Genomic DNA, 24,208 nt, shown 5'->3' with positions numbered 1-24,208 from the left:
CGCGATGCTTGACGGGTGACGCATCGCAGGTTATGGATTTTACATCACATATGAATAATTATGCGATTGAGGAGGGCCAGATGACCGCAACGCAGTCTCCCGCCGCCCGGAAATCCCGGATTTCCGATCTGCTTTCGCTAAGTGGCGCGACCGGTCCGCTGATCGGCCTGCTGTTGCTTTGCATCTTCCTGTCATTCGCGACCGATTCCTTCATGACGGCCAGAAACCTGCTGAACGTTCTGGACCAGATCACGGTGCTGGGGATCATGGCGGTCGGCATGACCTTCGTGATCCTGATCGGCGGGATCGACCTGTCGGTCGGGTCGATCCTGGCGCTGGCGATGATGGTGATGGGCTATCTGGCCAATAGCGTCGGGCTGCCGCTGCCGCTGGCAATTCTGGCGGCGCTGGCCGTGGCGGCCTTTTCCGGCGCCTTGTCCGGTCTGCTGACCACGACATTTGCGGTGCCCGCCTTCATCTCGACATTGGCGATGATGTCGATTGCGCGCGGTCTGGCCAATATGATCACCGACGGCCAGCAGATCGTGGGCTTTCCGGCCTGGTTCAGCATGCTGTCCTTTACCCGCTATGGCGGTTTCCTGACCGTCACCGTCGCGGTGATGCTGGTGGTCTTTGCCATCGGCTGGATCTTCCTGCGCTATACCAGCGGCGGCCGCAGCCTCTACGCCATCGGCGGCAACCCCGAGGTGGCGCGCCTTGCGGGCATCAACGTCAAGCTGTTCACGGTCGGGGTTTACCTTGTTTCGGGGCTCTTGGCAGGGCTGGCGGGGATCGTGCTGGCGATGCGGCTGGATGCAGTGCAGCCGACCGCGGGATTTACCTATGAGCTGGACACGATCGCGGCGGTGGTCATCGGCGGAACCTCTCTTTCCGGCGGGCAGGGCGGCATTGTCGGGACGATCATCGGGGTTCTGATCATCGGCGTCCTGCGCAACGGGCTGAACCTGCTGGGCGTGTCGCCCTTTACGCAGGCGGTGGTGATCGGCGTCGTCATCGCGCTGGCCGTCGCGGCCGAGTCCTTCAAGAAGCGCTGAACCAGCTTTCGGCGGCTTCCCCTGCCGCCAATCCTGTCCGGTCCACGGGCCGACATCCCACGGGCTCCGGACCATATCGGGCCCCACAATGATCCAACGGAGGAGATGCACATGAAACTCAAAGCAACCCTGATGGCGGCCAGCGCGATGGCACTGACGGCCTTTGCCCCGGCCAGCGCGGAAGAGGTCCAGAAGATCGGTCTGGCCGTGGCCAACCTGCAGGCCGATTACTTCAACCAGATCAAGCTGGGGGTCGAGGCCTATGCCACGGAAAAGGGGATCGAGGTGATTACCGTCGATGCCAAGAATGACGGTGCCACGCAGGTCAGCCAGGTTCAGGATCTGCTGGCGCAGGGCATCGACGCCTTCATCTATATCCCCGCCGGGGCTGCGGCTGCGACGGTGCCCGCGCGCCTTGCCAAGGCCGAGGGGATCCCGGTCGTCAATGTGGACCGCAATGCCGAAGGCGAACCCGGCGATACCTTCATTGCGACCGACAATGCCGCCTCGGCCTATGAGGTGTGCAAATACATCATCGACCAGGCGGGAGGTGAAGGCAAAATGCTGATGATCCACGGCCAGAAGGGCACCACGCCCGAGGTCGAGCGGACCAAGGGCTGCATGAAGGCCATCGAGGAAAATCCGGGCGTCGAGGTGGTCGGCGAACAGTGGAGCAATCAGTGGTCGCAGGATGAAGGGCTGAACATCACCCAGAACCTGTTGCAGGCCCATCCCGACACTTCGATCATCTTCGCGCAATCCGATGCCATGGCGCTTGGCGCGGCGCAGGCGATCAAGGTCTCGCAAATGCAGCAGCGCATCTATCTGGGCGGTTTTGACGGCGACACGACCGCGCTGCCGATCCTGGCCCAAGGCGGCTTTGACGCCACCGCGACCCAGCAGGTGCGCGGCATTGGCCGTCTGGCGGTGGACAGCGCGATCAAGCTGGCCGCGGGCGAGGAATTGCCGGCCGAACAGCTTTTGCCGGGCTATCTGACAACGCCGGAAAACGCGCCGGAATACGTCGCCGAGCATCCCTGATTGCAGCCCTGCCTGCCGGTCGGCCCCGATCACGGGTCGGCCGGCACAAGGACCGATTGACCGAAAGGATCCATGATGACTGTCGAGGCTTCCAAACCGATCCTGTCGCTGCGCGACATTCGCAAAAGCTATGGTCCGGTCAAGGTTCTGCACGGGATCGATCTGGATATCCGCGCGGGCGAGGTGGTCGCACTTCTGGGCGAAAACGGTGCCGGAAAATCGACCCTGTCCAATGTCATCTCGGGCACGGTGCAGGCCAGTTCGGGCCAGATGACATGGCAGGGCCAGCCCTATGCCCCGGCCAATCCGCGCGCCGCCATTGATGCGGGCGTCGGCATGATCCATCAGGAATTGCTGCTGCTGCCGCATCTGTCCATCGCCGAAAACATCTTTGTCGGGCGCTATCCGAAGAAGGGCGGCCGCATTGACCGCACGGAGATGGAGAACCGCGCGCGCAGCGGATTGCACCGCCTTGGGCTGGATATTCCGCCGGGTCGCGTGGTCGAGGGGCTGTCGACCGCCAATCAGCAGCTGATCGAGATCGCCAAGGCGCTGACCCTGAACGCCAGACTGCTGATTCTGGATGAACCGACCGCCGCGCTTGGCGGCGAGGAAACGCAGATGCTGTTCCGCCAGATCGAGCGGCTGAAATCCGAAGGCGTCGGAATCATCTACATCTCGCACCGTCTGGAAGAGATCAAGCAGATCGCCGACCGGATCGTGGTCATGCGCGATGGCAACAAGGTGCAGGAATTCGACAGCGCCGATATCCCGATCCGCACCATTGTCGAGGCGATGGTCGGGCGCAGCCTGGACCGCATGTTCCCGACCGTGCCCGAGCCGACGGATCAGACGGTGCTGGAGATCCGCAACCTCAGCTCGGCGCTTGGCAGCTTCTCGGATGTCAGCTTCAAGGTGCAGAAGGGCGAGATCTTCGGCATTGCCGGGCTGGTGGGCGCGGGCCGTACCGAACTGGTGCGTGCGATTGCCGGGGCGGACCCGATTTCATCCGGGCAGATCTTGCTGAACGGGCAGGATATCACGCCGAAAAGTCCGAAACATGCGATTGATAACGGCGTGGTTCTGGTGCCCGAGGATCGCAAGCTGCAGGGGCTGATCGTCAACCACACGATTGGCGAGAATATCGGCTATGCCAATCTGGACAAGATTTCGAACGGTGGCTGGGTGACCGCGAACCGGGTGCGCGACTTCGCCAATGAGAATATCGCGAAATTCGGCGTGAAGGGCCGCGCAAGGCAGGCGGCGAGCGAATTGTCCGGCGGCAATCAGCAGAAGGTCGTTATTGCCAAGTGGCTGTCCCGCAACCCCAGGGTCGTGATCCTGGACGAGCCGACGCGCGGGATCGATGTCGGGGCGCGATCCTCGATCTACGATATCATTGCCGGTCTGGCCGCCGAGGGCGTCGCGGTGATCGTCGTCAGTTCGGATCTGGAAGAGGTTTTGGGCGTGTCCAGCCGGATCATGGTGATGGCGCATGGCGATCAGGCGGGCATCCTGACCCGGGATCAGGCCAATGATGTCTCGGTGATGGAGCTTGCGACAAGCTGAGGGCCGATGGCCCGCATGGTGAAGGAAAGAACAGATGTCCCAGATAACCCTGAACGCCCCTGCCTTGTTCAACCTGTCGGGGCGTGTCGCCTTTGTCACCGGCGCGGGCAGCGGCATTGGCCAGCGCATCGCGCTTGGTCTGGCGCAATGCGGCGCGGATGTGGCCTGCCTTGATCGCCGCACCGATGGCGGGCTGGCCGAAACGCTTGACGTGATCGCGCAGACGGGCCGCAAGGCCATCGCGCTTGCCGCCGATGTGACCGACGGCGCGGCGCTGGACGATGCCGTGGCCCGGGCCGAGGCCGATCTGGGCCCGCTTGGCATCGCCGTCAATGCGGCGGGCATCGCCAATGCCAACCCGGCCGAGGAGATGGGCGAAGATCAGTATCAGACGCTGATGGATATCAATATGAAGGGCGTCTTTCTGTCCTGTCAGGCCGAGGCGCGGGCCATGCTGAAGCATGGCAGAGGCTCGATCATCAATATCGCGTCCATGTCCGGGGTCATTGTCAATCGCGGGCTGATGCAGGTCCATTACAATGCGTCCAAGGCCGGCGTCATCCACATGTCGAAATCCATGGCGATGGAATGGGTGGATCGCGGGATCCGTGTCAATTCGATCAGCCCCGGCTATACGGCGACGCCGATGAATACCCGCCCCGAAATGGTCCATCAGACGAAGGAATTTGAACGCCAGACGCCGATGCAGCGGATGGCGTCGGTGGATGAGATGGTCGGCCCGGCGGTCTTTCTGGCCTCGGACGCGTCATCCTATTGCACCGGGGTCGATCTGCTGGTCGATGGCGGGTTCTGCTGCTGGTGATTTCGGCCTGCCCGCGCCGGGCGTCAGCTCCAGCGGACCTCGGCCAGAAAGATGTAGCCCGCACCATAGATCGTCTTGATCAGTTGCGGGTTCTTGGGATCCTCGCGCAGCTTGCTGCGCAGGCGCGAGATGCGCACATCCATCGCCCGATCAAAGCTTTCCCCGCCCGCGCCGCCCAGAATTTCCAGCATCTGGGCGCGTGAAATCAGGCGGCGGGGATTGTCCAGAAACATCCGCAGGACCTCGGCCTCGGCATGGCTGATCGGGGTGTCGGCACCGCCTGGCCCGGTCAGCAGATAGCGGTCGAAATCCGCGACCCAATCGGCAAATTGCGCCTGACTGCGCTGATCGGGGCGCGTTTGCGATGTCGGACGGCGTAGCCGCGCGCGCAGCCGCGCCAGCAGTTCGGCGGGCTCGAAAGGTTTGATGATGTAATCATCCGCGCCCAGTTCCAGCCCGGTGACGCGATCCTGCACCTGCGCCCGACCCGAGACGATGATGATGGCGGCGCCGGATTCGGTGGCCAGCCGGTGCACCAACGCCAGCCCGTCGCGGTCGGGCAGGCCCAGATCGACCAGACAGGCATCGGGGGTGATATGGCGCAACGCCGCCTCGAACTCCGTGGCGCGGGAAAAGCCCATGGTGCGAAAGCCCGCGCCCTCTAGCACTTCGGACATGATGCGGCGGATATCGGGTTCATCTTCCAGAATGGCGATCAGCGGTGCGTCAGTCATGGCATACTCGGGTCATCATCTCTGCCAGCGAGGCACTGTCAAAGGGTTTGCTGAGAACGGGGCAGGGCGCGGCCGTGCGCAGGTCGTGATCCGCGGGCAGGGCGGTCATCAGGATCAGCGGCGGCCCCGCGGGATCGGCCAGATCCAGGCCCAGACCGTCGCCAAGCTGCAGATCCGACAGGATCAGCGACAGCCCGGGCAGATCGGCCAGCGTCTTTGCCTCGGCCAAAGAGCCCGCCTCGATGACCGAATGGCCCAGGCCGGTCAGCATCTGCCGCAACATCTCGCGCAGATTGTCATCATCCTCGACCAGCAGCACCATCTGCGGATGGACCGGATGCAGCGGCAGGCGCAACCGGATATGCGCGCCCGGCCCGTCCCTGCGGTTCCGCACGCGCATCGTGCCGCCCGCCAGCTTCGTCTGGTCAAAGACCATCGCCAGGCCAAGCCCGGATCCCTGCCCCTGCTTGGTGGTAAAGAAGGGTTCCGTCGCCCGCGCCAGTGCCTCGGGCGAGAAGCCGGGGCCGGTATCGGTCACGTCGATTTCCAGCCAGGGGGCAGCGGCGCGGGCGGTCAGCGTGACCTGCCCGCCCAGCGGCGCCATCGCGTCGCGGGCGTTCAGGATCAGGTTCAGCAGCGCGTCCTGTAACTGGCCGGGATCCAGCATCAGCGGATCGCGCGGCAGGTCGGTCTGCAGGTCCAACCGCAACCCCTCGCCCAGCGTCGGGCGCGCCATATTGCACAGATCCTGCAGCAGGGTCTGCAGGAAAACCGGCTCTTTCGTGGTGCCCGGTGGCGCGGCGATCTGGCCGATGCGTTCCAGCAATTGCACCCCGCGCCGGGTGGCCGCCAGGGTCGCCTGCACATCGGCCTGCGCCCCGGTCGGCAGATCGGCATGGGACAGACGATCCTGCAACCCAAGGATCACCGTCAGCAGATTGCCGAAATCATGCGCCAGCCCCGAGGTGATCTTGGCCGCCAGTTCCCGGCGCGAGGCATGGGTCAGCGCCTCGCGCACCTCGACCTCGGCGGTGACATCGGTGGAAAGCACAAAGACGCCCTTGCCCGCGCGATCCGGGGTCAGCGCGATGCGGATGCGACGACCGGTCTCGTGATGCGTGATCTCGAACACCTGCTGACGCCCGGCCAGCGCCAGATCGAAGCGGTCGCGCAGCGTGGCGAAATTCACCTCTCCCAGAACCTGCTCGACGGTCAGCCCGACAATATCGGGCCGGGTGCCGGGAAAGACCTGCGGCAATTGCCGGTTCGAGAAGAGATAGCGGTAATCGCCATCCACATGGGCGATATGGGCCGGGATCATCTCGGTCACCTGCCGGGTGCGGGCCTGGGTTTCGGTGACGACGCGCTTGGCTTCGTGCAGGGCGGTGATGGTCGCGGCCAGTTCGCGATTTGCCGCGCTGAGCCGTTCGGCATGGTCCAGCACCTGACCGGACAGCTCTTCCGAGCGGGCGCGAAGCAGGGTCTCTTGCCGCTTGATTTCGGTGATGTCGGTATAGACGGTGACCCAGCCGCCCTGCGACAGCGGCGCACCCTCGACCGCGACCCAGCGACCGTTCGGCCGCTGACGCTCCATGTAATGCGGGCGGAAGGCGCGGGCCTGTTCGACGCGCAGCTGCACGGCGTCGTCGGGATCGTCCTGCTGGCCATATTCGCCGCGCAGCACCAGAAACCGGATCGTATCCTCGAAGAACGTGCCCTTGCGGATCAGGTTGTCGGGCAGGTCGAACATCGCCTGATATTGACGGTTCGACACCGCCAGACGCAGATCGGCGTCAAAGATCGACAGCGCCTGACCGATCAGGTTCAGCCCCGACTGCATCAGTTCGGCCCGTGAATTATTGGCTGTCATCCTGTCCCCCCGATTCCGTGATTAACAGCCGGATGGGCTTTCGGGAAGCGCGTAACAATTCGTTAGATTCGTGAAAAACTCGGGTAAGAGTCGCAGATGACAGTATCCATGTCAGAAGCGGGTCAGCAGAGCCTGCGACTGACGTGAACGGCCTTACCGCCACATGGCCGGGATTGGGAGGAGACATGGCGAACGCTGCTGTGCCTGCGCAAGCGGGCCTGCATTCCATACCCGCGCTTCTGGCGCGCAATGTCGAGAAGCTGGGCAACCGTCCGGCCTATCGCGAAAAGGAATTCGGCATCTGGCAAAGCTGGACCTGGGCGCAGGCTGCGGATGAGATCCGCGCCCTGGCACTGGGGATGCTGAATCTGGGGCTGGCCCCGGGCGATCACGTCGCCATCATCGGGCGCAACCGCCCGATGCATTACTGGTCCATGGTGGCGGCGCAGATGTGCGGCGCGGTCCCGGTGCCGCTGTATCAGGACGCGGTGGCCGAAGAGATGGCCTATGTGCTGGGCCATTGCGGCGCGCGCTTTGTCATTTGCGGCGATCAGGAACAGGTCGACAAGGTTCTGGAGGTTCAGGACGAGGTCAAGACGGTCGATCAGATCATCTATACCGACAAGCGTGGCATGCGGAAATACGACCACAGCCACATGAACGCGCTTGGCGATGTGCAGGCCGAAGGCCGCGCCGCCGAAACCCGGCTGACGGGCGAATTGCAGCGGCGCATCGACGCGCTGGATTACGACAGCACCTGTGTGATGCTGTATACCTCGGGCACGACGGGCAAACCCAAAGGGGTCGTGCTGTCCAACCGCAATATCATCGAGACGGCAAAGAATACCTCGGAATTCGACAAGCTCACGGATCGCGATGAAGTCCTGGCCTATCTGCCGATGGCCTGGGTCGGCGACTTCATCTTCTCGGTCGGTCAGGCAATGTGGACCGGCTTTACGGTGAATTGCCCCGAAAGCGCCGCCACCATGATGACCGACCTGCGCGAGATCGGGCCAACCTATTTCTTCGCCCCGCCCCGCGTGTTCGAAGGCCAGCTGACCAATGTGATGATCCGCATGGAGGATGCGGGCCGGATCAAGCAATGGCTGTTCCGGCATTTCATGGGCGTCGCCAACCGGGTCGGTCCTGCGCTGCTGGATGGCAAGACCGTGGGTTTCGGTGACCGGCTGGCCTACGGGCTTGGCAATCTGCTGATCTATGGCCCGCTGAAAAACACGATGGGATATTCGCGCATTCGCGTCGGCTATACCGCGGGCGAGGCGATCGGGCCCGAGATCTTTGATTTCTACCGCTCTTTGGGCATCAACCTGAAGCAGCTTTACGGGCAGACAGAGGCCTCGGTCTTTATCACCCAGCAACCTGACGGAGAGGTCCGCTCTGACACGGTGGGCGTGCCATCGCCCGGGGTGGAACTGCGCATCGCCGAGAATGGCGAGGTCTTCTATCGCAGCCCCGGCACCTTCGTGGAATATTTCAACAATCCCGACAGCACGGCCAGCACCAAGGATGCCGAAGGCTGGGTCGCCACGGGCGATGCCGGGTTCTTCGAGGAAGAAACCGGTCATCTGCGCATCATCGACCGGGCCAAGGATGTCGGCAAGATGGCCGATGGCAGCATGTTCGCGCCGAAATATGTCGAGAATAAGCTGAAATTCTATCCCAATATCCTGGAGGCCGTGGTTCTGGGCAATGGTCGCGATTTCTGCACGGCGATGATCAATATCGATCTGGGCGCGGTCGGAAACTGGGCCGAGCGCAATAATATCGCCTATGCCAGCTATCAGGAACTGGCCGCGCATCCGCAGGTCTATGCCACGATCAGGGAGCATGTCGAAGCGGTGAACAAATCCGTGGCCGAGGATCCGATGCTGTCGGGCTGCCAGATCCACCGCTTTCTGGTGCTGCACAAGGAACTGGACCCCGATGACGGGGAAATGACGCGCACGCGCAAGGTTCGCCGCGCGGTCATCAGCGACAAGTTCGCGGATCTTGTCGGCGCGCTTTATGACGGCTCGGACAGCATCTATACCGAAACCGAGGTCACCTATGAGGACGGTCGCAAGGGCAAGATCAAGGCCACGCTGAAGATCGAGGATGTGCCGGTCTTTGGCGACGCGGCCCAGCAGAAGGTGGCAGCAGAATGACCCAGGTTCAGATGCAGGCAACCGATGGCTATGTGACCGCCGATGGCCGCCAGATCGGCGGGGTGGTGCTGGATCTGCGCGACATCACGCTGCGCTTTGGCGGGGTCGAGGCGATCAAGCAGATCAGCTTTGACATCCGCGAGGGCGAGATCCGCGCGATCATCGGGCCGAACGGGGCAGGCAAATCCTCGATGCTGAATGTGATCAGCGGTTTCTATGTCCCGCAAGAGGGCGAGGTCTGGTTCCGCGGCGAAAAGCGCGGTCCGATGAAACCCTATGAGGTCGCGCGTCTGGGCATTGCCCGGACCTTTCAGAACATCGCGCTGTTTGACGGCATGTCGGTCTTGGACAACATCATGACCGGCCGGCTGAACAAGATGAAATCCGGCTTTCTGTCGCAGGCCCTGTGGTGGGGCAGCGCCGAACGCGAGGAAATCGCCAATCGCGCGCAGGTCGAAAGGATCATCGACTTTCTGGAGATCCAGAATATCCGCAAGACCCCGGTGGGCCGTCTGCCCTATGGCTTGAAAAAGCGGGTCGAACTGGCCCGGGCGCTGGCCGCCGAGCCCTCGATCCTGCTGCTGGACGAGCCGATGGCCGGGATGAATGTCGAGGAGAAAGAGGACATGTCCCGCTTTATCCTTGATGTGAATGACGAATTCGGCACCACCATCGCGCTGATCGAACATGACATGGGCGTGGTGATGGATCTGTCCGACCGGGTCGTGGTGATGGATTACGGCCGCAAGATCGGCGACGGCACCCCCGATGAGGTGCGCAACAATCAGGAAGTGATCGATGCATATCTGGGGGTGGCCCATGACTGATACCAGGGCGACTGACGCCAGAGCCGGGGAGACAGTGTGATGGACCAGTTCTTTTTCGCAGCCGAGGTTTTTATCAACGGGCTGATGACCGGGGTGATGTATTCGCTGGTCGCCCTGGGCTTCGTGCTGATCTACAAGGCTTCGGGCGTGTTCAACTATGCCCAGGGTGTAATGGCGCTGTTCGCGGCGCTGACGCTGGTGGGGATCATGGACGGGCAGGTGCCCTTCTCGCATCTGATCAACGCCATGTTCGGCACGCATCTGAGCAATTTCAGCTGGACCGTCGGGCCGCTGGTCGCGATCATCCTGACGGCGGGCGTCATGGTGCTGCTGGCGATCCTGATCGAAAAGCTGGTGCTGCAGCATCTGGTCGGGCAAGAGCCGATCATCCTGTTCATGGCCACGATCGGGCTTGCCTATTTCCTGGAAGGTCTGGGCGATGTGATGTGGGGCGCCGATATCAAGACGCTGGATGTCGGGCTGCCGCAGGGGATTTCCGACACGATCGAACAGGCGACGGCGAACTGGTTCGGCTATGGCTTCTTTATCGACCGTCTGGATATCTGGGCCACGTTCATCGCGGCGCTTCTGGTCGCGGCGCTGGTGGCGTTCAGCCAATATACCAAGCAGGGCCGGGCCATGCGGGCGGTGGCCGACGATCACCAGGCCGCGCTGTCGGTGGGGATCAGCCTGCAATTCATCTGGATCATGGTCTGGTCCATCGCCGGTTTCGTGGCGCTGGTCGCGGGGATCATGTGGGGGACGAAATCCGGGGTGCAGTTCAGCCTGTCGCTGATTGCGCTGAAGGCGCTGCCGGTGCTGATGCTGGGGGGCTTCACCTCGATCCCCGGGGCGATTGTCGGCGGGCTGATCATCGGCGTGGGTGAGAAGATGTTCGAATTCTGGGTCGGCCCGCTGGTCGGCGGCGCGACCGAGAACTGGTTCGCCTATGTGCTGGCGCTGATCTTTCTGGTCTTTCGTCCGCAGGGCCTGTTCGGCGAGCGCATTATCGAGAGGGTGTGAGGATGGAAATCATGCATGCCTCCGGCGGGGATATTTGGGCACAAAAGATGCCAATGCAGGGTGGAATAGGGGAGCGTGGCGATGTTTTATCGTGAAGCGGGCGATTTCAAGACGAGCTATCGCGATGACAGTCAGACCTTTCCGATCAGGCTGGATCGCTGGGGATATTATGCGATCCTTGCGGTGGCGGTTCTGGTGGTGCCCTTTGTCATCAACGATTACTGGGCCAGCGCGATCCTGCTGCCTTTCCTGATCTATTCGGTGGCGGCGATCGGGCTGAATGTGCTGACGGGCTATGCCGGGCAGGTCAGTCTGGGCACGGGCGGTTTCATGGCTGTGGGCGCCTATGCGGTCTATAAGCTGATGACCGCCTTTCCCGAGGTGAATGTGGTGATCCACATCCTGCTGGCCGGGGGGATCACCGCGCTGGTGGGCATTGCCTTCGGCCTGCCCAGCCTGCGGATCAAGGGCTTCTATCTGGCGGTGGCGACATTGGCGGCGCAGTTCTTTCTGGTCTGGCTGTTCAACAAGGTGCCGTGGTTCTATAACTATTCCGCCTCGGGTCAGATCACCGCGCCGGAACGGACCGTGCTGGGTTGGGCCGTGACCGGTCCCGCGGCCAGTCCGGCGGCGAAATATCTGATCTGTCTGGCCTTTGTGGTCTTTGCCGCCTGGATGGCACGCAATCTGACGCGCGGCATGATCGGGCGCAAATGGATGGCCATTCGCGATATGGATATCGCCGCCGAGATCATCGGGGTGAATCCGCTGACCGCGAAGCTGTCGGCATTCGGCGTCAGTTCCTTCTTTGTCGGCATCGCCGGGGCGCTGCTGTTCGCGGTCTATCTGGGCGCTGCGGAAGTGACCGAGGCATTCGGCATCAACAAGAGCTTTCTGGTCCTGTTCATGGTCATCATCGGCGGGCTTGGATCGATCTTCGGCAGCTTTGCGGGCGCGGCCTTCATGGTGCTGTTGCCGGTCTTTCTGAAGAACCTGCTGGTTGGCGGCTTTGGCTGGCCCACCGATCTGGCGGCGCATATCGAGCTGATGATCGTCGGTGCGCTGATCATCTTCTTCCTGATCGTCGAGCCGCACGGGCTGGCCCGTCTGTGGCGTCTGGTCAAGGAAAAGCTGCGGCTGTGGCCGTTCCCTCATTAATCTGAAGAACCGGAATAAGCGGTCTTAACATCCTTGGGAGGAAAGAAATGAAACTGAAAATCGCAGGACTGGCCGCCGCCGCCGTGATGGCCGCAGCCCCAGCCATGGCCGATCTGATCGTGCCGAACCTGAGCTATCGCACCGGACCCTATGGTGCGAACGGGACGCAATATGCCGATGGCTTCAACGATTACTTCACCCTGCTGAATGAACGCGATGGCGGCATCGGCGGTGAGATGATCAAGGTGCCGGAATGCGAGACGGCCTATAACACCGAAAAGGGCGTTGAATGCTATGAGGCGACCAAGGAAGGCGCCTTGATCTTCAACCCGCTGTCCACCGGCATCACCTATCAGCTGATCCCGAAAGTCGCTGTTGACAAGAAGGTGCTGTATACGCCGGGCTATGGCCGCACCTCGGCCAAGGATGGGTCGGTTTTCGAATGGGTCTTCAACGCGCCGGCCAATTACTGGGACGGGGCCTCGATCGCGATCAAATATCTGCTGGATGAGAATGGCGGCGATCTGAACGGCAAGAAGATCGCGCTGGTCTATCACAATTCGGCCTATGGCAAGGAGCCGATCCGCACATTGCAGGAGCTGAGCAAGAAGCATGGCTTCACGCTGAGCGAGGTGCCGGTCGAGGCGCCCGGGCAAGAGCAGAAATCGCAATGGCTGCAGATCCGTCGCGACAAGCCCGATTACGTGCTGATGTGGGGCTGGGGCGTGATGAACCAGGTCGCCATTCAGGAGGCCGCCAATATCCGCTTCCCGATGGAGAATTTCATCGGCATCTGGTGGGCCGGATCGGAACTGGATGTGATGCCTGCGGGCGACGGGGCCAATGGTTACAAGGCGCTGACCTTTAACGGCGTGGGCACCGACTATCCGCTTTATGACGAATTGCAGAGCTATGTGATCGAGCCGGGCAAGGCGTCGCAGGGGGGTGAGCATGTCGGCTCGGCCGTGTATTCGCGCGGCATGTATGCGGCTGTCGTGATTGCCGAGGCGATCCGCAAGGCGCAAGAGATCGCAGGCACCTCGGCCATCACGCCCGAGCAGTTGCGCGACGGGTTCGAGCAGCTGGACATGACCGCCGAGCATCTGGCCGAGCTTGGCCTGCCCGATTTCGGCCCTGCATTCGCGCTGAGCTGTTCCAATCACGGCGGTAACGGCATGGCGCGTGTCCAGCAATGGGACGCTGCCGCCAAGCAGTGGAACCTGATCACCGAATTCATGGAGCCCGATGCCGAGGTTCTTGATCCGCTGATCGCCGAGGATTCCGCCGCCTATGCCGCCGAAGCCGGCATCGAGCGGCGCAGCTGCGATTGATCCCGAAAGACCCCGGCGGCAGCCGTCGCCGGGGGCAACCATCACGCCTGAGGATACACCATGCTTGACGCCAATCCTGCCCCGGAAAACCTGCTGGAAGTCAACAATATCGAGGTGATCTATAATCACGTCATCCTGGTGCTGAAGGGCGTCAGCCTGACCGTGCCCAAGGGCAGCATCACGGCCTTGCTGGGTGGCAATGGCGCCGGCAAGACCACCACCCTGAAAGCGATTTCGAACCTGCTGGCTTCGGAACGCGGAGAGGTGACCAAAGGCAGCATCGTCTATCGCGGCGAAGCGGTGTCAGAACTGAACCCGGCGGCGCTGGTCAAGAAGGGCGTCATTCAGGTGATGGAGGGTCGGCATTGCTTCGAACATCTGACGGTCGAGGAAAACCTGCTGACCGGCGCCTATACCCGCAGTGACAGCGCGGCGGTGAAGCAGGATCTGGAAATGGTCTATGACTATTTCCCGCGCCTGCGCGAGCGTCGCAAATCGCAGGCGGGCTATACATCGGGCGGCGAGCAGCAGATGGTCGCGATGGGCCGTGCCCTGATGTCGCGGCCCGAGACCATCCTGCTGGACGAGCCCTCGATGGGGCTGGCGCCGCAGCTGGTCGAACAGATCTTTGACATCGTGAAGGCCGTGAATGAAGGCGAGGGCGTGACCTTCCTGCTGGCCGAACAGAACACCAATGTCGCGCTGCGCTTTGCCCATTACGGCTATATCCTGGAAAATGGCCGCGTCGTCATGGATGGCGAGGCCAAGGATCTGCGCGAGAACCCGGATGTGAAGGAATTCTATCTGGGGATGTCGGATGAAGGCCGCAAAAGCTTTCGCGACGTGCGCAGCTATCGTCGCCGCAAGCGTTGGCTGGCCTGAGGTGTGGGCATGGCTGGAAATTCGACACATAGACAGGATCACGGGGCCGCTTGGACAGGCACGGCGCTGATCGCGGGACACGACCCGGCGGACGATAGGCGGCCCTGTCACAGCAAGACTGAGGAGGTTTCATGACCGATTTCTACGACGAGCTTGAAACCCGCAGCGAGGATGAGCGTGCCGGATGGCTGGCCACCGCCCTGCCTGCCGCCATCGGCCGCGCCAAGACGGCACCGGCACTGGCGCGGTTGCTGCGCGATGTCGATCCGGCGGCGATCACCACGCGGGCGGCGCTGGCGAATCTGCCGGTGATCCGCAAGGCCGAACTGACCGAGGCGCAGAAGAAGAACCCGCCCTTTGGCGGTTTTGCCACCCGGCTGGCGGCGGAATTCGATCACATCTTTCAGTCGCCGGGGCCGATCTATGAACCGGGGCGTCTGGACAATGACTGGTGGCGCCTTGGCCGCTTTCTGCATGCCTGCGGCATCGGGCGCGGCGATATCGTGCAGAATTGCTTTGCCTATCATCTGACGCCTGCCGGGATGATGTTCGAATCCGGGGCGCGGGCCGTGGATGCGGCGGTGCTGCCTGCAGGAACGGGCCAGACCGATCTGCAGGTGCGGGCCGCTGCCGATATCGGCACGACGGTCTATGCAGGCACGCCCGACTTTCTGAAGGTCATTCTGGAACGAGCCGATGAGCTGGGCGAAACGCTGTCCTTCACCCGCGCGGCGGTGGCGGGCGGGGCGCTGTTCCCCTCGCTGCGGCAGCTTTACGCGGATCGCGGCATACAGACGCTGCAATGCTATGCCACGGCGGATCTGGGCAACATCGCCTATGAATCGCTGGCGATGGAGGGGATGATCGTCGATGAGGGCGTGATCGTCGAAATCGTGCGCCCGGGCACCGGCACGCCCCTTGCCGATGGCGAGGTCGGCGAGGTGCTGGTGACATCGCTCAACCCTGATTACCCGCTGATCCGCTTTGCCACCGGCGATCTCTCGGCGGTTCTGCCCGGCAACTCGCCCTGCGGCCGCAGCAATATGCGGATCAAGGGCTGGATGGGGCGCGCCGATCAGACGACCAAGATCAAGGGCATGTTCGTCCGGCCGGAACAGGTCGCCTCGCTGGTGGCGCGCCACCCCGAGATCACCCGCGCAAGGGTGCTGGCGGATCGCGAAGGCGAGATGGACACGATGACCGTGCAGATCGAAAGCCCGCGCGAGGCCCAGGCGGAATATGCCAGTTCCATTCTGGCGACACTGAAGATGAAGGCCCGCGTTCAGATCGTTGCGCCGGACAGCCTGCCCAATGACGGCCTGGTGATCGAGGACCGGCGGCGTTACGATTAACGCCCCGACGATCGGCAAAGACGAAAAAAGCCCCGCATTGCGGGGCTTTTCGGTGTCTGTGATGCGGATTACTTCGGGATTTCGGCGGTGATGCCTTCGACGAAGAAATTCATCCCGGCCAGTTCTTCATCCGTGGCGGTCTGACCTTCGGCCAGCCAGGCACTGCCATCGGCCTTGTTCAGCGGGCCGGTGAAGGGGTGGTATTCGCCCGACGCGATCTTGTCCTTCAGCGCTTCGGCCTCGGCCTTCACCTCGGCGGGGACGGCATCGGTGATTTCGCCGATTTCCACCTCGCCATCGCCGATCCCGGCCCAGGTTGCCTTGGATTCCCAGCTGCCATCCAGCACCGCACCGACACGCTCGATATAATAGGGCGCCCAGTTGTCGATGATCGAGGACACGCGCGGGTTGGGCTTGAAGGCGGACATATCGCTGGCCTGCCCGAAACCGATGGCGCCGGCCTCTTGCGCCTTGGCAAGGGGGGCGGTGGAATCGGTGTGCTGCAGGATCACATCGACACCTTCGGCCAGCAGGGCGGATGCGGCATCGGCCTCTTTCGCGGGATCGAACCAGCTATAGGCCCAGACCACCTTCATCTCGACATCCGGGTTCACCTTCTTCGCGTGGATATAGCTGGAATTGATGCCCTGGATCACCTCGGGGATCGGGAAAGAGCCGATATAGCCGATCTTGTTCGATTCCGTCATCCGGCCCGCAATCGTGCCCATCACCGCGCGGCCCTCGTAGAAGCGCGCATCATAGGTGGACACGTTTTCGGCGCGTTTATAGCCGGTGGCATGTTCGAATTTCACATCGGGGAATTTCTGCGCCACATTGATGGTCGCATCCATGAAGCCAAAGCTGGTGGTGAAGATCAGCTTGTTCCCGGCCAGCGCCAGCTGGGTGATCGCGCGTTCGGCATCGGCGCCTTCGGGCACGCTTTCGATGAAGGTGGTTTCCACGCGGTCGCCGAATTCGGCCTCGACCGCCTGCCGGCCCTGATCGTGCTGATAGGTCCAGCCGCCGTCACCGACCGGGCCGACATAGATGAACCCGACTTTCAACGGCTCGTCCTGGGCGGCGGCGGGCAGGGCCAGCGACATGGCCGAGATCGCGACGGCGCTTGCCAGTAATGTTCTGCGTTTCATGGATGATCTCCTGTTGGTAAGGGGTTGGGCCGCGTTCTATCGCAGCGCGTGAAAATTCCTGCCCAGAGAGCCGGGCGCTCCGCCGCCAGCGCGGCGGCTGAATTTCTGCATGGCCGAGATGGCGACCAGCACGATGATCGTGGCCAGATAAGGGGCCATGGACAGCAGTTGCACGGGCACGGAGACCCCCGCCGCCTGCAGTCGCAATTGCAGCACCGTGACCCCGCCGAACAGCCATGCGCCCGCCAGCACGCCGGGGGCGGTCCAGTTGGAAAAGACCACGATGGCCAGCGCGATCCAGCCCGCGCCGGCGGTCATGCCCTCGGTCCATTGCAGTACCGTCGCGATCGAGATGAAGGCCCCGCCGATCCCGGCCATTGCGCCGCCGAAGGCAATGGCCGCGATCCGCACCCGCCGGACGTCATAGCCAAGCGCGTGGGCCGCATCGTGGTTTTCGCCCACGCCGCGCAGGATCAGCCCGGCGCGGCTGCGGTTCAGGAACCACCAGACCAGCGGCACCATCAGCAGGCCAAGCCAGACGATCCAGTTGACCTTCAGCGGACCGGCGGGCATGGGCGGCGCCTTGATCCCCTCCAGCGGTTTGCCGAACAGTGCCGCAAGGCCCAGCCCGAACAGCGTCAGCGCCAGACCCGAGGCGACCTGATTGGCCAGCAGGAATTGCGTCAGCAGGGCAAACAGCATCGAAATTGCAGCCCCCGCCAGGGCGGCCACGGCAAAGCCGATAAAGGCGTTGCCGGTGGCATGAGCGGCGGCGAAACCGGCCAGCGCGCCGGTGATCATCATGCCCTCGACCCCGAGGTTCAACACGCCCGCACGCTCTACGATCAATTCGCCAAGGGCGGCGAACAGGATCGGCGTCGCGGCGGCCAGAAGCAGCAGGAAAACCGACAGCGGATCAATCATCTGTGCCCCCTTTCGGACATGCGACGAATGGCGGGTTGCAGCTGCGTGCCCTCATGCCGTCACCGTCCTTTCGACCCGGAAGCGGGTCAGCAGATCGAAGCCCAGAAGGAAGAACAGCAGCATCCCCTGAAACACCTGCACGGTGGCGGCGGGCAGTTGCAGGGTCAGTTGCGCCAGTTCCCCGCCGATATAGGTCAGCGCCAGCAGCAGCCCGGCCAGCAGGATGCCCAGCGGATGCAGACGGCCCAGAAAGGCCACGATGATAGCGGTAAAGCCATAGCCTGAACCGAAGCTGTCGGTGATCTGGCCTGCGGGGCCAGAGGCCTCGAACAGGCCCGCCATGCCGGCCAGCGCCCCCGAAAGGCCAAGGCAGAAGGCGACCAGCGTTTCGGGTTTTACCCCGGCAAAGCGCGCGGCACGCGGGGCAAGGCCTGCGGTGCGGATATGAAATCCCCGGATATGGCGGCTGATCAGGAACCAGGTTGCCAGCACGGCAAGGGCGGCGGCCACCACGCCCCAATGGGCGCCGGTACCAGCGATCAGTTCGGGATTGGCGGCGGGCGGATATTGCGTCAGGTTCCGCGATCCGGGCATGCCAAAGCCTTCGGGATTGCGCATCGGGCCAAAGGCCATCCAGGCCGCGATTTTTTCCGCGACATAGACCAGCATCAGCGACACAAGGATTTCCGACGCGCCGAACCAGTTGCGCAGCAGGGCCGGGATCATCCCCCAGGCCCAGCCGCCAAGCGCCCCGGCCAGCACCATGGCCGGAAAGATCCACATTCCGTCCGCCGGATAGGCCGCCAGCGCGACGGCGGCGCCGGTGATGCCGCCGATGATATATTGCCCCTCGGCGCCGATATTCCAGATGCCCGCGCGAAAGCCGATGGCAAGGCCAGAGGCGATCAGGATCAGCGGTGCCGCCTTGACCAGAAGCTGCGGGCGGGAATAGCCCGCCGCGGGGCCAAACAGCGGATCCCAGAAGATCGTGCGGATCGCGGCGACCGGATCGTATCCCATGATCGCAAACAGAAGCCCGCCCATCACCATCGTGGCCAGAACCGCCAGAACCGGGGTGGCGATCTGCCAGCCCATCGAGGTTTCGCTGCGGGGAACAAGGCGTATCATATGCTGGCAACCTCCATCCCATGCGCGCCGCCCAGCATCAGCCCGATCTCGTCCAGGGTCAGCCCCTCGGTCGGGCGCGGCTCGGACAGGCGGCCTTCGTTCAGGGCGCAGAAGCGGTCCGAGAGTTCCAGCAATTCATCCAAATCCTGAGAGATGACGATGACGCCGGCCCCGTCACGGGCAAGATCCAGCAGCGATTGACGCACGGCGGCGGCGGCGCCGGCATCGACGCCCCATGTGGGCTGGTTCACCGCCAGCACGCGCGGCGCCTGCAGGACCTCGCGGCCAATGACGAATTTCTGCAGATTGCCGCCGGACAGCGCCCGCGCCGCAGTGCCCGGACCGGGGGTGCGGACGTCGAAACTGTCGATGACCTGCCGCGCATAGGCGGTCGCCGCCTTGTGATCGATCAACCCGCTGCGGACCAGATCCTTGCGGCTGCCAGCGGTCAGCAGGGTGTTTTCGGTCAGGCTGAAATCGGGCACCGCAGCATGGCCCAGACGGTCCTCGGGCGCGGCCAGAAGCCCCGCCTTGCGCCGCTGTTCGGGACCCGCCGCGCCCAGTTGCGTACCGTTGAGCAGCACGGTCTGGGGCGGGCTGCGCAATTCGCCCGACAGCGCGGCCAGAAGCTCTTCCTGCCCATTGCCCGCGACGCCGCCAATGCCCAAGATTTCGCCCGCCCGCAGGGTCAGCGAGATCTGTTTCAGCGCGGTTCCCTCGGCCGTGGGTGCGGGCAGGGACAGATCCTGCACCTGCAACAGAACCTCGCCCGCGCGGCGTCCGCTGCGGTCGATCTGGCGCATCTCTCCGCCCACCATCAGCGCGGCCAGTTCGCGGGCGGAATGGGCGCGCGGATCGCAACTGTCCACCACGCGGCCCGCGCGCAGGATCGTGGCGCGGTCGCAATGGGTGCGGATCTCATCCAGCTTGTGACTGATATAGAGGATCGCCGTGCCCTGATCGGCCAGCTTGCGCAGCGTGGCGAACAGCAACTCGGCCTCTTGCGGGGTCAGAACGCTGGTCGGCTCGTCCATGATCAGCAGCTTCGGGTCCTGCAGCAGGCAGCGGATGATCTCGACCCGCTGACGCTCGCCCGCCGACAGGGTGGCGATCCGGCGCGCGGGGTTCAGCGGCAGGCCGAATTCCTGACTGACGGTGGCGATCTGGTCTGACAAGGCGCGACGCGGCGGCGGATTTTCCATGCCAAGCGCGATATTTTCCGCAACCGTCAGCGCATCGAACAGCGAGAAATGCTGAAACACCATGGCCACGCCTGCTGCCCGCGCCTCGCGCGGGTCGCCGGGGTGATGGGGCTTGCCGTTCAGCAGCATCCGGCCCTGATCCGGGCGCACCAGCCCATAGATCATCTTGACCAGCGTGGATTTTCCCGCCCCGTTTTCGCCCAGAAGCGCGTGGATTTCGCCCTGCAGAACCGCGAAGGAGACGTCGTCATTGGCACGCACGCCGGGATAGGACTTGCCAACCCCCTCGGCCCGGAAAACTTCGGGTTGCGTCAAACTTGTCTCCCTGTCCTGTTTTCCATCTGCTTACCTTGTCCTGCCCCCCGGGGGCAATTGCACTGTTTGGGCAGGGTGCGATAAAGTCCCATCATGTCAATAAAATCCCCCCGATTCATCCATCTGCGCACACATTCCGAGCATTCCCTGCTTGAAGGTGCGATTCCCGTGGCGAAACTGCCCGTTCTGGCGGCCGAGGCCGGGATGCCGGCCGTCGCCCTGACCGACAGCAATGCCATGTTCGCGGCGCTGGAATTCAGCGTGAAGGCGATGGACAAGGGGGTGCAGCCCATCATCGGCTGTCAGATCACGCTTGAGGCCGGGGAAACCGGACCCGTCGTGCTGCTGGCGCAGAACCGGGCGGGTTGGCTGAACCTGATGGCGCTGTCCTCTTGCCTGTATCTGCGGGCGGATGGATCCTTGCCGCATGTCACGCTGGAGGAACTGGTCCAGCGGGCCGAGGGGCTGATCTGCCTGACCGGCGGCGCGCTTGGGCCGCTGGGCCAGATGATCGCCAAGGGGCGCGCGGATCAGGCTGCGGATCTGGCCGCGCAATTGCAGGCAGCCTTCCCGACGCGGCTTTACATCGAATTGCAGCGCCATCCCGGCGAGAATGGCAAACTGACCGAGGCCGAGGCCGCGACCGAACCGGGGCTGATCGCGCTGGCCTATGCCCGCGAACTGCCGCTGGTTGCGACCAATGATGTCTATTTCCCCAAGCCCGACATGTACGAGGCGCATGACGCGCTGATCTGCATTTCCGAAAAGGCCTATGTCGATCAGGCGCAGCCCCGCCGCCGCCTGACTGCGCAGCATTACTTCAAGACGGCCGAGGAAATGGCGGTGCTGTTCGCCGACCTGCCCGAGGCGCTGGAAAACACCGTCGAAATTGCCCGGCGCTGCGCCTTCGCGGTCAGCAAGCACAAGCCCATTCTGCCGAAATTCGCCGATGACGAGGTGCAGGAACTGCGTCGTCAGGCCAAAGAGGGTCTGGCCGAGCGTCTGAAGGTGATCCCCCATGCCGTCAGCGTCGAGGATTACGAAAAGCGTCTGGATTTCGAACTGGGCATCATCGAGCAGATGGGCTTTCCCGGCTATTTCCTGATCGTGGCCGATTTCATCAAATGGGCCAAGGATCACGATATCCCGGTGGGTCCGGGGCGTGGGTCGGGGGCGGGATCGCTGGTCGCCTATGCGCTGACCATCACCGATCTGGATCCCTTGCGCTACAGCCTGCTGTTCGAACGCTTCCTGAATCCCGAACGGGTCAGCATGCCGGATTTCGACATCGATTTCTGCATGGATCGCCGGGAAGAGGTGATCCAGTATGTGCAGGGCAAATATGGCCGCGACAAGGTCGGCCAGATCATCACCTTCGGCGCGCTACTGTCCAAGGCCGCCGTGCGCGATGTGGGCCGGGTGCTGCAATTGCCCTTTGGTCAGGTGGACCGCCTGTCCAAGATGATCCCGGTCGAGGGTGTGAAGCCCGTCAGCATCGTCAAGGCCCGGGCCGAGGAACCGCGCCTGCGCGAAGCCGCGCGGGAAGAGGTGATCGGACGCCTGCTGGATTACGCCGAAAAGCTGGAGGGGCTGTATCGCAATGCCTCGACCCATGCGGCGGGGGTGGTGATCGGGGATCGTCCGCTGGACCAGCTGGTGCCGCTGTACCGCGATCCGGCCTCGGACATGCCTGCGACGCAGTTCAACATGAAATGGGTCGAGCAGGCCGGACTGGTCAAATTCGACTTTCTGGGCCTGAAAACCCTGACCGTGATCCAGAACGCCGTCGATCTGATCAATGGCGGCGGGCGTCCGCTGCATGTCGCGGCCGATGGCAGGCAGCTCTATGAACCGCCGGAAGGGGCGGAAAACCAGATCAATGCCATCCCGCTGGATGACAAGGCCAGCTACGATCTGTTCGCCTGTGCCCGCACCGTGGCCGTGTTCCAGGTGGAATCCAGCGGCATGATGGACGCGCTGCGGCGGATGCGGCCCACCTGTATCGAGGATATCGTGGCACTTGTGGCGCTGTATCGTCCCGGCCCGATGGAAAACATCCCGACCTATTGTGAGGTGAAGAACGGGCAGCGCGACCTGCAACCCTTGCATCCCAGCATCGACCACATCCTTGAGGAAACCCAGGGCATCATCGTCTATCAGGAACAGGTGATGCAGATTGCGCAGGTCATGGCCGGCTACAGCCTTGGCGGCGCGGATCTGCTGCGCCGTGCGATGGGCAAGAAGATCGCCGAGGAAATGGCCAAGGAACGTCCGAAATTCGTCGATGGCAGCGTGGCCAATGGCGTGGATGCGAAAAAGGCGGGCGAGGTCTTTGACCTGCTGGAAAAATTCGCCAATTACGGCTTCAACAAATCCCACGCGGCGGCCTATGCCGTGGTCAGCTATCAGACCGCCTGGCTGAAGGCCAATCACCCGGTCGAATTCATGGCGGCGGTGATGAATTGCGATATCCACCTGACCGACAAGCTGGCCATCTACAAGCGCGAGGTGGATCGGATGGGGATCGAGATCGTGCCGCCCTGCGTCAACCGCTCGGCCCCGAAATTCACCGTGAAGGACGGGCGCATCCACTATGCGCTTGGCGCGCTGAAAGGGGTGGGGCTGGAGGCGATGCGCCTGATCCACGAGGCGCGTGTTTCGCCCGAGGGCGAGGATCGCCCCTTCCGTGACATGAACGATTTTGCCCGGCGCGTCGATATGAAGCGGGTAGGCAAACGCCCGCTGGAAATGCTGGCGCGGGCCGGGGCCTTTGACGTGCTGGACGATAATCGCTCTCGCGTGCTGAAATCGCTGGACGGGCTGGTGGCCTGGTCTGCGGCGGTGCAGGAACAGGCGGCCTCGAACCAGTCCAGCCTGTTCGGCGGGGGCGAGGATCTGCCACCGCCGCGCCCGCCGATGGCGCAGGTCTGGCTGCCCACCGAAAAGCTGGGCGAAGAACATCGCGCCGTCGGCTTCTATCTGTCCGGCCATCCGATCGACGATTACCTGCCCGCGCTGCGCCGCAAGAAGGTGCAGACCCTGGCCGAAATCACGGCTGAGGCCGAGGGCGGCCCGCTGGTCACCAGCATCGCAGGCACGGTCTCGGCCCGGCAGGAACGGAAGTCGGCCAAGGGCACGCAATATGCCTTTGTCAGCCTGTCCGATCCGACCGGGCTTTACGAGGTGACGGTCTTTTCCGATCTGCTGAACGCCGCCCGCGACCGGCTGGAGCCGGGGCAGAATGTCGTGCTGCAGGTCAAGGTCGAGCCGTCGGGCGATCAGGTCAAGATGCTGGCCAATTCGGTCACGCCGCTGGAAGATGCCGTTGCGGATGCGGGGGCGGGCTGTCTGGCGGTGGAAATGCAGGGCGCGGATACCATCCCCCGCCTGGCCGAGACGCTGGAGCGGATCAAATCCGATATCGCGGCCTCGTCCCGCAGCCGTGGTCCGGTTCTGCTGCGCATCCGCGAAGGCGATGAGTTGATCGAGATCGAGGTCGCCAATGACACGCCGCTGACCACACCCGCCCGGCAGGCGCTGCGGGCGGTGCCCGGTGTGCTGGACGTGATCGAGGAATAGCGCGCGTCGCTGCCCGTTCGTCAAGGCGTGCCAAGCGGCGCGCGCAAGAAACCGCCGCGTGATCGGCGGCACAATTCCTGCG

At 63.2% G+C, this 24,208-nt stretch carries 18 protein-coding genes; 12 read left to right on the top strand and 6 right to left on the bottom strand.

Annotated features, from left to right (window positions below):
* Positions 1 to 80: 80 nt before the first annotated feature.
* The 4 genes from JHX87_RS10150 (at position 81) to JHX87_RS10135 (ending at position 4,488) form a co-directional block, all read left to right on the top strand.
* The gene (locus JHX87_RS10150; protein WP_271885165.1) at positions 81 to 1,055 is read left to right on the top strand and encodes an ABC transporter permease; all 975 of its coding nucleotides are present in this window, start codon (positions 81 to 83) and stop codon (positions 1,053 to 1,055) included.
* A 111-nt stretch (positions 1,056 to 1,166) separates the two neighbouring features.
* Positions 1,167 to 2,096, top strand: coding sequence for a substrate-binding domain-containing protein (locus JHX87_RS10145; RefSeq protein ID WP_271885167.1), 930 nt, complete (start codon positions 1,167 to 1,169; stop codon positions 2,094 to 2,096).
* Positions 2,097 to 2,171: 75 nt separating this feature from the next.
* Positions 2,172 to 3,665 (top strand): sugar ABC transporter ATP-binding protein, encoded by a 1,494-nt coding sequence (locus tag JHX87_RS10140; protein ID WP_271885169.1) that lies wholly within the window; start codon positions 2,172 to 2,174, stop codon positions 3,663 to 3,665.
* A 34-nt stretch (positions 3,666 to 3,699) separates the two neighbouring features.
* Positions 3,700 to 4,488 (top strand): SDR family oxidoreductase, encoded by a 789-nt coding sequence (locus JHX87_RS10135; protein WP_271885171.1) that lies wholly within the window; start codon positions 3,700 to 3,702, stop codon positions 4,486 to 4,488.
* A 23-nt stretch (positions 4,489 to 4,511) separates the two neighbouring features.
* Here JHX87_RS10135 and JHX87_RS10130 read toward each other — a convergent pair whose 3' ends face one another.
* Positions 4,512 to 5,222, bottom strand: coding sequence for a response regulator transcription factor (locus JHX87_RS10130; protein ID WP_271885172.1), 711 nt, complete (start codon positions 5,220 to 5,222; stop codon positions 4,512 to 4,514).
* On the bottom strand, positions 5,215 to 7,092 hold the full coding sequence (locus JHX87_RS10125) for a hybrid sensor histidine kinase/response regulator (RefSeq protein ID WP_271885173.1): 1,878 nt from the start codon (positions 7,090 to 7,092) through the stop codon (positions 5,215 to 5,217). The genes JHX87_RS10130 and JHX87_RS10125 overlap by 8 nt, the downstream gene beginning before the upstream one ends.
* 185 nt (positions 7,093 to 7,277) lie before the next feature.
* Here JHX87_RS10125 and JHX87_RS10120 point away from each other — a divergent pair, with 185 nt between their 5' ends.
* From JHX87_RS10120 to JHX87_RS10090, 7 genes are all read left to right on the top strand, one after another.
* On the top strand, positions 7,278 to 9,257 hold the full coding sequence (locus JHX87_RS10120; RefSeq protein ID WP_271885175.1) for a long-chain fatty acid--CoA ligase: 1,980 nt from the start codon (positions 7,278 to 7,280) through the stop codon (positions 9,255 to 9,257).
* Positions 9,254 to 10,084, top strand: coding sequence for an ABC transporter ATP-binding protein (locus JHX87_RS10115; protein WP_271885177.1), 831 nt, complete (start codon positions 9,254 to 9,256; stop codon positions 10,082 to 10,084). Before JHX87_RS10120 ends, JHX87_RS10115 begins: the two co-directional genes overlap by 4 nt.
* Positions 10,085 to 10,123: 39 nt before the next feature.
* Positions 10,124 to 11,107 (top strand): branched-chain amino acid ABC transporter permease, encoded by a 984-nt coding sequence (locus tag JHX87_RS10110; protein ID WP_377775996.1) that lies wholly within the window; start codon positions 10,124 to 10,126, stop codon positions 11,105 to 11,107.
* A gap of 81 nt (positions 11,108 to 11,188) precedes the next feature.
* Positions 11,189 to 12,265: a branched-chain amino acid ABC transporter permease gene (locus tag JHX87_RS10105; protein ID WP_271885182.1), complete on the top strand. Its 1,077-nt coding sequence runs from the start codon at positions 11,189 to 11,191 to the stop codon at positions 12,263 to 12,265.
* 47 nt (positions 12,266 to 12,312) lie between these two features.
* Positions 12,313 to 13,596 carry an ABC transporter substrate-binding protein gene (locus JHX87_RS10100; protein WP_271885184.1) on the top strand — a complete coding sequence of 428 codons (1,284 nt, stop codon included), beginning with the start codon at positions 12,313 to 12,315 and terminating at the stop codon, positions 13,594 to 13,596.
* 60 nt (positions 13,597 to 13,656) lie between these two features.
* Positions 13,657 to 14,478, top strand: coding sequence for an ABC transporter ATP-binding protein (locus JHX87_RS10095; protein ID WP_271885186.1), 822 nt, complete (start codon positions 13,657 to 13,659; stop codon positions 14,476 to 14,478).
* A gap of 131 nt (positions 14,479 to 14,609) precedes the next feature.
* Complete coding sequence (locus JHX87_RS10090) at positions 14,610 to 15,830, top strand: phenylacetate--CoA ligase family protein (protein ID WP_271885188.1); 1,221 nt, start codon at positions 14,610 to 14,612, stop codon at positions 15,828 to 15,830.
* Between the two features lie 68 nt (positions 15,831 to 15,898).
* Here the strand turns inward: JHX87_RS10090 and JHX87_RS10085 are convergent, their stop codons facing one another.
* The 4 genes from JHX87_RS10085 to JHX87_RS10070 are packed head-to-tail and all read right to left on the bottom strand — an operon-like array spanning position 15,899 to position 20,547.
* Positions 15,899 to 16,978 carry a BMP family ABC transporter substrate-binding protein gene (locus tag JHX87_RS10085; protein WP_271885190.1) on the bottom strand — a complete coding sequence of 360 codons (1,080 nt, stop codon included), beginning with the start codon at positions 16,976 to 16,978 and terminating at the stop codon, positions 15,899 to 15,901.
* Between the two features lie 36 nt (positions 16,979 to 17,014).
* Positions 17,015 to 17,902: an ABC transporter permease gene (locus tag JHX87_RS10080; protein WP_271885192.1), complete on the bottom strand. Its 888-nt coding sequence runs from the start codon at positions 17,900 to 17,902 to the stop codon at positions 17,015 to 17,017.
* A gap of 51 nt (positions 17,903 to 17,953) precedes the next feature.
* A complete protein-coding gene (locus JHX87_RS10075) occupies positions 17,954 to 19,030 on the bottom strand; it encodes an ABC transporter permease (protein WP_271885194.1) in 1,077 nt (358 codons plus the stop codon).
* Positions 19,027 to 20,547, bottom strand: a complete 1,521-nt coding sequence (locus JHX87_RS10070; protein ID WP_271885196.1) for an ABC transporter ATP-binding protein — start codon at positions 20,545 to 20,547, stop codon at positions 19,027 to 19,029. Before JHX87_RS10070 ends, JHX87_RS10075 begins: the two co-directional genes overlap by 4 nt.
* A gap of 93 nt (positions 20,548 to 20,640) precedes the next feature.
* Here JHX87_RS10070 and dnaE point away from each other — a divergent pair, with 93 nt between their 5' ends.
* Complete coding sequence (dnaE, locus tag JHX87_RS10065) at positions 20,641 to 24,126, top strand: DNA polymerase III subunit alpha (RefSeq protein ID WP_271885197.1); 3,486 nt, start codon at positions 20,641 to 20,643, stop codon at positions 24,124 to 24,126.
* Positions 24,127 to 24,208 lie beyond the last annotated feature (82 nt).

Source organism: Paracoccus fistulariae (assembly GCF_028553785.1).
In the GTDB taxonomy this organism is placed as follows: Bacteria; Pseudomonadota; Alphaproteobacteria; order Rhodobacterales; family Rhodobacteraceae; genus Paracoccus; species Paracoccus fistulariae.
The sequence above is the reverse complement of the archived record's forward strand: the minus strand, read 5'-3'. Positions and strand labels throughout refer to the sequence as shown.

Coding starts and splice junctions, on each gene's coding strand:
- JHX87_RS10135 (WP_271885171.1), top strand. CDS start 3,700: ATGTCCCAGATAACCCTGAACGCCCCTGCCTTGTTCAACCTGTCGGGG.
- JHX87_RS10125 (WP_271885173.1), bottom strand. CDS start 7,092: ATGACAGCCAATAATTCACGGGCCGAACTGATGCAGTCGGGGCTGAAC.
- JHX87_RS10145 (WP_271885167.1), top strand. CDS start 1,167: ATGAAACTCAAAGCAACCCTGATGGCGGCCAGCGCGATGGCACTGACG.
- JHX87_RS10075 (WP_271885194.1), bottom strand. CDS start 19,030: ATGATACGCCTTGTTCCCCGCAGCGAAACCTCGATGGGCTGGCAGATC.
- JHX87_RS10105 (WP_271885182.1), top strand. CDS start 11,189: ATGTTTTATCGTGAAGCGGGCGATTTCAAGACGAGCTATCGCGATGAC.
- JHX87_RS10115 (WP_271885177.1), top strand. CDS start 9,254: ATGACCCAGGTTCAGATGCAGGCAACCGATGGCTATGTGACCGCCGAT.
- JHX87_RS10100 (WP_271885184.1), top strand. CDS start 12,313: ATGAAACTGAAAATCGCAGGACTGGCCGCCGCCGCCGTGATGGCCGCA.
- JHX87_RS10140 (WP_271885169.1), top strand. CDS start 2,172: ATGACTGTCGAGGCTTCCAAACCGATCCTGTCGCTGCGCGACATTCGC.
- JHX87_RS10095 (WP_271885186.1), top strand. CDS start 13,657: ATGCTTGACGCCAATCCTGCCCCGGAAAACCTGCTGGAAGTCAACAAT.
- JHX87_RS10085 (WP_271885190.1), bottom strand. CDS start 16,978: ATGAAACGCAGAACATTACTGGCAAGCGCCGTCGCGATCTCGGCCATG.
- JHX87_RS10090 (WP_271885188.1), top strand. CDS start 14,610: ATGACCGATTTCTACGACGAGCTTGAAACCCGCAGCGAGGATGAGCGT.
- JHX87_RS10120 (WP_271885175.1), top strand. CDS start 7,278: ATGGCGAACGCTGCTGTGCCTGCGCAAGCGGGCCTGCATTCCATACCC.
- JHX87_RS10130 (WP_271885172.1), bottom strand. CDS start 5,222: ATGACTGACGCACCGCTGATCGCCATTCTGGAAGATGAACCCGATATC.
- JHX87_RS10080 (WP_271885192.1), bottom strand. CDS start 17,902: ATGATTGATCCGCTGTCGGTTTTCCTGCTGCTTCTGGCCGCCGCGACG.
- JHX87_RS10110 (WP_377775996.1), top strand. CDS start 10,124: ATGGACCAGTTCTTTTTCGCAGCCGAGGTTTTTATCAACGGGCTGATG.
- dnaE (WP_271885197.1), top strand. CDS start 20,641: ATGTCAATAAAATCCCCCCGATTCATCCATCTGCGCACACATTCCGAG.
- JHX87_RS10150 (WP_271885165.1), top strand. CDS start 81: ATGACCGCAACGCAGTCTCCCGCCGCCCGGAAATCCCGGATTTCCGAT.